The following is an 8,392-nucleotide window of genomic DNA, read 5'->3' on the forward strand; positions in this document are numbered from 1 at the left end:
CAGTTCTACAAGGTCACGCCCGGCGCGGGCAGCGTGAGCCTCAGCTGGTACGCCCCTCCGTACGGCACCGGCGACGCGCCGGTTACCGGCTACCGCGTCTACCGCTCCACCACGCCCGGAATCACCAAGGAGAACGCCGAGTTCAGCCACGCCACCAGCAGCGAGGACTACGTGGACCGCGGGCTGACGGGCGGCACGAAGTATTACTACGCCGTCGCCGCCGTGAACGAGGACGGCCTCGAGTCCGCTCTCTCCCCTGAGGTGTCGGCCACGCCGACCGACTGACGGACGAGGAGCCACGGCCGCAGGCCGTGGCTCCTTCCTTGAGGGCCGCGCGGCGCTGCCGCCCGGCGGCGGCCGGCGACGCGGCGGACCGTGCGGCCCGGTCCTTGATTCCGGCGAGCACGGTGTCGAGCATCCGGTCGAACTCCGGCAGGGATCCGAAGCCGGTCATGAGGGGGGAGAGGGCGGCCATCGCGGGGTACGCGGTGGCGTCGAACTCGGGTGTGGCGCCGGGCTCGTCGATGGTGCGCGACAGGAGGTGGCCGTTGAGGAAGCCGAACAGCACCATGGGCGCGTCCGCGACCACCTGGTCGGGCAGCGAGGCGGCACGCATCGCGGTGACCAGTTTCTCCAGGGCGGAGACGGCGACCGGTGAGGTCCGGGCGCGCGTCACCAGGAGCGGGAACACCCGCGGGTGCCGGTAGGCCATCTCGCGGTATCCGTGCGCCGTACGGCGGGCGACCTCCTCCCAGTCGCCGGACGCGGTGTCGTCCGTGAAGACCGCCACGTCGGCGAGCACCGCCTCGGACATCGCGTCCAGGAGAGCCGGTTTGCCCTTGATGTGGTGGTAGATCGACATCGGGTCGACGCCGAGCTCTTGCGCGAGCCGCCGCACCCCGAAGCGTTCCAGGCCGTCGCGGTCGACCAGTGCGACGGCGGCGGCGGCGATGCGCCGCCGGTCGAGCCCCGCTGAGGTGCCCCGGGTGCGTCCGGCCATGTCTCCTCCTTCTCCCTTGCCAAACCTACACCGTAGAAATTACCGTGCGGAACGCAAACCTACGGCGTAGGTTTCAGCGGCAATGAGGAGACATGAGTGAGAACAGCGGAAGGAGAAGCGCCCCGATGACGAAGACCCGTCATGAGCGATGGGTGGTCGGAGCGATGTACACGGGCCTCGGGCTCACGGTCATCGCGACGGTCCTCCCGTACGTCGACCGTGCCACCAGCCATCTGCTCGCCGACCACATCCGGGCCGGCTATCCCGCGTACGGCCAGGCGCGGGTCGACTCGGCCGTCACCACCTACCTGGTCCTGCTGTCCGTCCTCGGCGCGCTCGGCGTCATCGCGTGGCTCTGGACGACCCGGGCCGTCAAGGCGGGCAAGCGGTGGGCCCGCCCCGCCGCCACCGTGATGTTCGTGCTCGGCACCGGCGTCAGCGTGACCGCGCTGCTCGCCAAGGACACCTCCGGCGACACCGGCCTGCCGCCGGAACTGGGCTGGGCCGGGATGGCTCCCTGTCTGGCGGCGCTTGTGGCGGTCATGCTGCTGTGGAGGCGGCCGGGGGTTTCGCGGAAGGGGAATCAGTGAAGCGCATCGGCATCATCGGAGCGGGCGAGATCGGCCGGGCCATCGTGACGGGCCTGTACGACGGGGACGGCAAGTCATCCGAGGCGCCCGAGGTGTTCCTCTCGCCCCGGGGAGCCCGCACGGCCGCGGAGCTTTCGGCCCGCTACGAGCCCGTGCGGGTCTGTGCCGACAACCAGGAGGTGGTGGACCGCTCCGAGGTGGTCATCGTCGCCGTCCGCGCGGTGGACCGGCACGCGGCCCTGGCCGGTCTGCGGGTGGCCGACGACAAGATCGTGGTCAACGTGATGTCCGGCGTCGCCAACGACGACCTGCGCCACCTCCTGGCCACCGACGCCGTGCTGGTGCGGGCCATCCCCCTGCCCGCGATTCGCGAACGCTGCTCCGTCACGGTGACCTACCCGTCCCACCCCGTGGTGGACGCGCTCTTCGCGCGCCTCGGCGGGGCGCAACCGGTCGCCGATGAGGACGCCTTCAACGTCTTCTCCGCCCTGACGGGCACGCTGACCACGCACTACGCCTATCTCGCGGCCCTCACGTCGTGGGCATCCGACCAGGGCATCCCCGCCCACGACGCCGACCGCTACATCCGCAGCCTCTTCCAGGGCGTCGGCCGCGCCCTGAGCGACGAAACCCGCTCCCTGCACCAACTCGCCGCCGACCACGAGACCCCGAAGGGAAACAACGAACGCATCCGCACCACATGGTTCGACCCGGCCAACTCCCAGGCGCTCCACCAGGCCCTCGACGGGCTCCTCGCCGATCTGCGACTGCGCGCCGCCGGCGACTGAACGGCGTCCGACCCCCTGAACTGAACTGGTTAAGTATCCTTCCGGGGCAACGTTGTCATGCCGACGGGCCCGTAAGCCCGTATCGGAAGGGGTGGGGTCATGTACGCAGCACTCGACATCGGCGGGACCAAGATCGCGGGGGCGCTGGTCGACGAGGAGGGGTGCGTGGTGGGGCGCGTCCAGCGCCCCACGCCGGCACAGGGGGCGGCCGGTGTGCTGATGGGTGCCGTCAACGAGGTCCTCGACGGGCTTGCCCGTGATCCCGGCTGGGGCGTCATCCGCGGGCTCGGTATCGCCAGTGCCGGCCCCGTCGACACCGCGTCGGGCGCCGTCAGTCCGGTCAACATCCCCGCGTGGCGCGGCTTTCCGCTGGTGGCGGAGGTGCGCGCGCATCCGATGCTGTTCTCGGGGGTCGAGCCCGTGCTGATCGGGGACGCCGTGGCGATGGCGGCCGCCGAGCACTGGCTGGGCGCGGCGCGCGGCTTCGATCACGCGCTGTGCATGGTCGTGTCCACCGGCGTCGGCGGCGGGCTCGTCCTCAACGGGCGCCTGCACCCCGGCCCTTCCGGCAATGCCGGGCACATCGGGCACATGAGCGTGGACCTGGACGGCGCTGCGTGCCCGTGCGGGGCGCGGGGCTGCGTCGAGGGTCTGGCCAGTGGCACCGCGATCGCCCGGCAGGCGCTCGCGTCCGGCTGGGTTCCGCCGGCCGGGGAGCCCGCCACCGCCGCCACGGTGGCGCAGGACGCCCGGCGCGGAGACGTCCTGGCACTTGCCGCCTTCGGCAGGGCGGCCAAGGCCCTGGCCGCCGCCATCGCAGCGACCGCTTCCCTCATCGAGGTCGACGTGGCGGTGATCGGCGGGGGAGTGGCACAGGCGGGCGACCTGTTGTTCACGCCGCTGCGTCGGCACCTGGACGCCTACGCCACCCTCGATTTCGTGCGCGGCCTCGAAGTCCGGCCCGCGGCCCTCGCACAGGACGCGGGGCTCGTCGGCGCCGCCGCCGCGGCCCGCCTGTTCGCCGGTGTACCGGGCCCTCGCGGGCGTTTCGACCCTGCTCTGGCGCGGGGTCGGTCCGCCTGAAGTGCTCCCGGACCAGATGAACTTAACCGGTTCTGTTCAAACCGTTGTGCCGCGCTTCCGCGGCCCCTAATGTCGTGGCCGTCGCCGGGCGGGAGCTTCGGACCGGCTCGCCGCCACCCGGTGCGCGCGAGCGGAACGGTGCGCCGATTGCCTTCCCGCGTACCGCTCGGGCACGCCACCGCCCGGCGTACGAGTCGCGCCCCCCGGCGACAGCACCCCTGACAGCCCCCTGATGGCAGCCCCTGATGACAAGCCGCGCCGCGCCCCGTGGATCCCGCACGCCCACGAGCGGGCACGCACCGACCGAACCAGGAGCACTGGATGAGACGAATGAGACGAATCCGAGCCGCCGCCGCGACGGGCGCCCTGCTCGCCGCCTGCGCTGCCCTGCTCACCGCCGCCCCGCCCGCCCCGGCCGCCGAATCCCCCGGCTTCCGCATCCGGGACGGACGGCTCCTTGACGCCAACGACAAGGACTTCGTGCTGAGGGGCGTCAACCACGCCCACACCTGGTACCCCGACCGCACGAGCCAGGCACTGAAGGACATCAAGGCCAAGGGCGCCAACTCCGTCCGCGTGGTGCTGAGTACGGGCGATCAGTGGACCAGGAACGACACCGCCGACGTCGCCCGCGTGGTGGACGAGTGCAAGAAGAACCGGCTGATCTGCGTACTGGAGGCCCACGACACCACCGGTTACGGCGAGGCGGGCGCCGCGGCCCCGCTGTCCAAGGCCGTCGACTACTGGCTGGACGTCAAGGGCGCCCTCGTGGGCCAGGAGAAGTACGTCCTGGTCAACATCGGCAACGAGCCCTACGGCAACACCAACTACGCGGCCTGGACCGGCGACACCAAGACCGCCATCGGCCGTCTCCGTGCCGGCGGCATCAAGCACACCCTGATGGTCGACGCCCCCAACTGGGGCCAGGACTGGTCCTTCACCATGCGGGACAACGCCGCCGGTGTCTTCGCCGCCGACCCGGACAGGAACACCCTCTTCGACATCCACATGTACGGCGTCTACGACACCCCGGCCGAGGTCAGCGACTACCTCAACCGCTTCACCGCGGCGAAACTGCCCGTCGTGGTGGGCGAGTTCGGTGACATGCACTCCGACGGCAATCCGGACGAGGACGCCATCATGGCCACCGCCCAGTCGCTGGGCATCGGCTACCTGGGGTGGTCCTGGAGCGGCAACGGCGGCGGTGTCGAGTACCTGGACCTGGTCCAGAACTTCGACGCCGCCCAGCTCTCCGGCTGGGGCAGGCGGCTGTTCGACGGTGCCAACGGCATCAAGGCCACCGCCAAGGAGGCCAGTGTCTTCGCGGGGTCCGACGGGGGCGGCGGGAGCGGTGCCTGCGCCGTCACCTACCGCCTGAGCGACTGGGGCACCTCCTTCAACGCGGAAATCACCGTCCGCAACCCGTCCGCGCAGAAGATCGACGACTGGGGCCTGGACTTCGCCTTCCCCGCCCAGCAGAAGATCAACTCGGTGTGGAACGCCAAGGCGACCCAGGACGGGGCCCGCGTGCACATCACGCCCGAGCCCTGGACGCGGTCCATCCCCGCCGGCGGCTCGGTCAGCTTCGGCCTCAACGGCTCCTCCACCGGGAACAACGCCGCACCGGACGCCTTCACCCTCGACGGCAGGACCTGCACCACGGCCTGAACCCTGGTTCAGTGTCCGGATGAGCGCACTTCGGCGGTCGGCCGGTAAGGTCGGCCGCTGAAGTGCGGAACCGGTACAGCAGGAGGGCGCATGAAACGGCCGACTATCGCGGACATCGCCCGCAGTGCGGGCGTCTCGAAGGTCGCGGTGTCCTACGCCCTCAACGACCAGCCCGGCGTCTCCGAGCAGACCCGGGCGAAGATCAAGGCGATCGCGCGGGACGTCGGCTGGCGGCCGAGCAACGCGGCGCGTGCCCTCAACGGCGCGAAGGCCCGCGCCGTGGGCCTGGCCGTCTGCCGCCCGGCCCGCACCCTGAGCGTCGAGCCGTTCTTCATGGAACTGATCAGCGGCATCGAGTCCGAACTCGCGCCGCGGTCCATCGCGCTCATGCTGCAGACCGTCACCAGCCACGACGACGAGATCGAGCTGTACCGCCGCTGGTGGGGCGAGGGCCGGGTGGACGGCGCACTGCTCGTCGACCTGCACGACGACGACGTGCGCATCCCGGCCTTCGCCTCCATGGACCTGCCGGTGGTCGCGCTCGGCCCGCCCGAGGCGGCCGGTGCCGTGCCCGCCGTCTGGTCGGACGATGGTGCGAGCATCCACGAGACCGTCGCCTACCTGGCGGCTCTCGGGCACCGGCACATCGCGCGCGTCGCGGGCCTGCCCGCGCTCGCCCACACGAGCGTGCGCGACGCCGCGTTCGAGGCGGGCTGCCGCGCCGCGGGTCTGCCCGAACCGGTGGTGGTGCACACCGACTACTCGGGCGACGAGGGAGCGCGGGCCACCCGGGGGCTCCTGATCGCGGCGGAACGCCCGTCGGCGATCGTCTACGACAACGACATCATGGCGGTCGCCGGTCTGTCGGTGGCGCAGGAGCTGAACCTCGACGTGCCGCGTGATCTGTCCCTGGTCGCCTGGGACGACTCGCCCTTCACCCAGGTCGTACGCCCGCAACTCACCGCGCTGACGAGGGACATCGCCGACTACGGGGCCAGCGCGGCACGGATGCTGCTGGCCGCCGTCGACGAGGAACCCGTCCAGGACAGCCAGGTCGCGGCCGCCCGCCTTGTTCCCAGGGCGAGCACCAGCGCACCGCGGCGCGCATAGGGAGGCGTCGCACATCTTCATGTGCGAGGCCTCCTTGTCAGAGATCCCGGTGCCTCAGTTCCCCGGCGCGCGCGGTGCCGCCGTCGATGCCCGCGGTGTCAGTGACGGCGTCGCGACCCGGCGCGGCGTCACCGCGCGCCCCGCGATGACATCGAACAGTTCACGGGTGACTTCCGCGCCGAAGCCGTGCACGTCATGGCTCATGGCCGAAAGCGTCGGATGCGTGAGCCGGCACAGCTGGGAGTCGTCCCAGGCAAGCAGCGACAACTCGTCCGGCACCGCCACGCCCATCTCGGCGGCGACGCCCAGTCCGGCCACGGCCATGAGGTCGTTGTCGTAGACGATGGCGGTCGGACGGTCGGGGCGCAGGAGCAGCGAGCGCGTCGCGCGGGCCCCCTCCTCGCCGGCGAACCCGGTCGCCGCCTGCGGACCCGGATCCAGCTTCAGCTCCCGCAGGGTGGTCAGGAACGCCTGCTCCCGGATGGCGCTGTGCCCCAGGCCGGAGGGCCCGCCCACGCGTGCGATGCGCCGGTGGCCCAGGGCGGCGAGGTAGCGCACGGCCTCGGCCACCGCGCTCGCGTCGTCGGTCCATACCGAGGGGATCCCGCCGGTCAGGTCGGGATGCCCCACGGCCACCGCCGGGATACCGAGATGTCTGAGCGGTTCGATGCGCGGGTCGTCCTGGTGGAAGTCGACCAGGATGGACCCGCCGATCTGCCTCTTGCGCCACCAGGTCTCCTGGAGTTCGATTTCCTCTTCCAGGCTGTTGACCAGGCGAAGGAGCAGCGAGCAGGAGTGCTGGGCGAGGACGCTCTCGATGCCGGAGATGAACTCCATGTAGAACGGTTCGAGGCCAAGCAGCCGGGCCGGTCGGCACAGCGCGAGGCCGATGGTGTCGGTTCGCTGCGTGGACAGGCTGCGGGCCGAGGAGTTGGGCGCCCAGCCCAGGTCCCGGGCGACGGCGAAGATGCGCTCGCGTGTCGGCTCCGAGAGCCCGGGTTTGTTGTTGAAGGCGATCGAGACCGCCCCCTTGGACACCCCTGCGGCCGCCGCGACGTCCTTGATGGTGACGCGCTGGGCGGGAGCACTCACGCCGGTTCCACGCAGAACAGGGCGGCCCGGACGGTGTTGGCCCCGGCGCCCTGCGCGCCGTGTACGCGGATGCGCGTCCGCTCGCCCGGCAGGAGCGTGATCAGGCCGCGGTCGGCGGTCGCGTGGGGGGTGATGCGGTCGGGCTGTAGCAGCAGGTCGCGGACGAGGGTCTGCGCGCTGATCACCACATCGACAGTGTTCCTGTCGCTGCCCACGGTCTCCACGGCGACGTCGTAGCGCGGCTCGGGGTAGTCGAACTCCCGGTCCCGTACGGGCAGATGGAGGGCGCGCAGTTCGTCGGAGTCGGCGACCAGGTACTCCTTGGCGGAGCCTGTCGCGGGCAGCACCTCGGGCGGGACCGCGAGGCGCAGCACCTCGCGCGGCGGGGCGGTCAGGTCGAGCGTGAGACGTGCGGCGAGCGTGCCGTCGGTGCGCATCAGGCGCAGGTTGACGGTGGTCTCCCATGCCGTGGCGCCCTGGTTGGCGAGGACGAGATCGGTGCCGTCGGCGCCCGGCTGGAGGGTCAGGAGACGGTCGGCGTAGACGCGGCGCAGTTCGTGGTGGAGCGGCTTGAGCCGACCGTCGCCGTCCACGGCGGACCAGGAGCTGACCGGCCAGCAGTCGTTGAGCTGCCACACGATGGTTCCGGCGCAGCGCGGCCAGTTCGCCCGCCAGTGTTCGATGCCGGTGGCGACGGCGCGGGCCTGCACGACCTGGGTGAGGTAGTGCCAGCGGTCGAAGTCGCCCTGAGGAGGGGCGAAGTGGCGCTCGATGCCACGGTTGAGCTTGCCGTTGCCGTCCTCGGCCTTCTGGTGGTGCAGCATGCCGGGGGAGTCCGGGGCGAGGTCCTCGCCCGGCAGGGCGCGGCGCAGGGTGGCCATCGCCGGGGGTGCCTGCCAGCCGAACTCGGAGACGAACCGCGGCACGTTGTCGCGGTAGTCGGTGTAGTCCTGCCGGTTCCACACCTCCCACGAGTGGTAGGTGCCGTGATCGGGGTCGTTGGGGTGGTGGTCCCAGGATCCCGACCACGGGCTGCCCGCGGTGTAGGGGCGGGTGGGGTC

At 71.4% G+C, this 8,392-nt stretch carries 7 protein-coding genes and 2 pseudogenes; 6 read left to right on the plus strand and 3 right to left on the minus strand.

All coding sequences use genetic code 11. The features are described 5' to 3' along the window. The first annotated feature begins 33 nt into the window (after window positions 1–33). Window positions 34–285 carry a fibronectin type III domain-containing protein gene (locus tag ACQKIP_RS32700; protein ID WP_427744957.1) on the plus strand — a complete coding sequence of 84 codons (252 nt, stop codon included), beginning with the start codon at window positions 34–36 and terminating at the stop codon, window positions 283–285. Between the two features lie 112 nt (window positions 286–397). Here the strand turns inward: ACQKIP_RS32700 and ACQKIP_RS32705 are convergent. After that, window positions 398–1,000: pseudogene (locus ACQKIP_RS32705) on the minus strand (TetR/AcrR family transcriptional regulator); the annotation flags it as partial. Between the two features lie 125 nt (window positions 1,001–1,125). Between ACQKIP_RS32705 and ACQKIP_RS32710 the strand changes: the two are divergent. From ACQKIP_RS32710 to ACQKIP_RS32730, 5 genes are all read left to right on the plus strand, one after another. Next, complete coding sequence (locus ACQKIP_RS32710; protein WP_365856072.1) at window positions 1,126–1,590, plus strand: hypothetical protein; 465 nt, start codon at window positions 1,126–1,128, stop codon at window positions 1,588–1,590. Further along, a complete protein-coding gene (locus ACQKIP_RS32715) occupies window positions 1,587–2,378 on the plus strand; it encodes an NAD(P)-binding domain-containing protein (RefSeq protein WP_365856074.1) in 792 nt (263 codons plus the stop codon). Before ACQKIP_RS32710 ends, ACQKIP_RS32715 begins: the two co-directional genes overlap by 4 nt. Window positions 2,379–2,477: 99 nt before the next feature. After that, a complete protein-coding gene (locus ACQKIP_RS32720; protein ID WP_365856076.1) occupies window positions 2,478–3,461 on the plus strand; it encodes an ROK family protein in 984 nt (327 codons plus the stop codon). Window positions 3,462–3,791: 330 nt separating this feature from the next. Continuing rightward, window positions 3,792–5,129: a cellulase family glycosylhydrolase gene (locus ACQKIP_RS32725; protein ID WP_365856078.1), complete on the plus strand. Its 1,338-nt coding sequence runs from the start codon at window positions 3,792–3,794 to the stop codon at window positions 5,127–5,129. Window positions 5,130–5,219: 90 nt separating this feature from the next. Further along, entirely contained in the window at window positions 5,220–6,239 is a 1,020-nt protein-coding gene (locus ACQKIP_RS32730; RefSeq protein ID WP_365856080.1) for a LacI family DNA-binding transcriptional regulator, read from the plus strand. 54 nt (window positions 6,240–6,293) lie between these two features. Here ACQKIP_RS32730 and ACQKIP_RS32735 read toward each other — a convergent pair whose 3' ends face one another. Both ACQKIP_RS32735 and ACQKIP_RS32740 read right to left on the minus strand, forming a co-directional pair. After that, entirely contained in the window at window positions 6,294–7,331 is a 1,038-nt protein-coding gene (locus ACQKIP_RS32735) for a LacI family DNA-binding transcriptional regulator (protein WP_365856082.1), read from the minus strand. Continuing rightward, window positions 7,328–8,392 (minus strand): annotated as a pseudogene (locus tag ACQKIP_RS32740) (glycoside hydrolase family 2 protein); the annotation flags it as partial. The pseudogene ACQKIP_RS32740 and the gene ACQKIP_RS32735, both read right to left, overlap by 4 nt.

The sequence above is a fragment of the Streptomyces sp. NPDC059900 genome, from assembly GCF_050270335.1.
GTDB lineage: Bacteria > Actinomycetota > Actinomycetes > Streptomycetales > Streptomycetaceae > Streptomyces.

Coding starts and splice junctions, on each gene's coding strand:
- ACQKIP_RS32730 (WP_365856080.1), top strand. CDS start 5,220: ATGAAACGGCCGACTATCGCGGACATCGCCCGCAGTGCGGGCGTCTCG.
- ACQKIP_RS32725 (WP_365856078.1), top strand. CDS start 3,792: ATGAGACGAATCCGAGCCGCCGCCGCGACGGGCGCCCTGCTCGCCGCC.
- ACQKIP_RS32720 (WP_365856076.1), top strand. CDS start 2,478: ATGTACGCAGCACTCGACATCGGCGGGACCAAGATCGCGGGGGCGCTG.
- ACQKIP_RS32710 (WP_365856072.1), top strand. CDS start 1,126: ATGACGAAGACCCGTCATGAGCGATGGGTGGTCGGAGCGATGTACACG.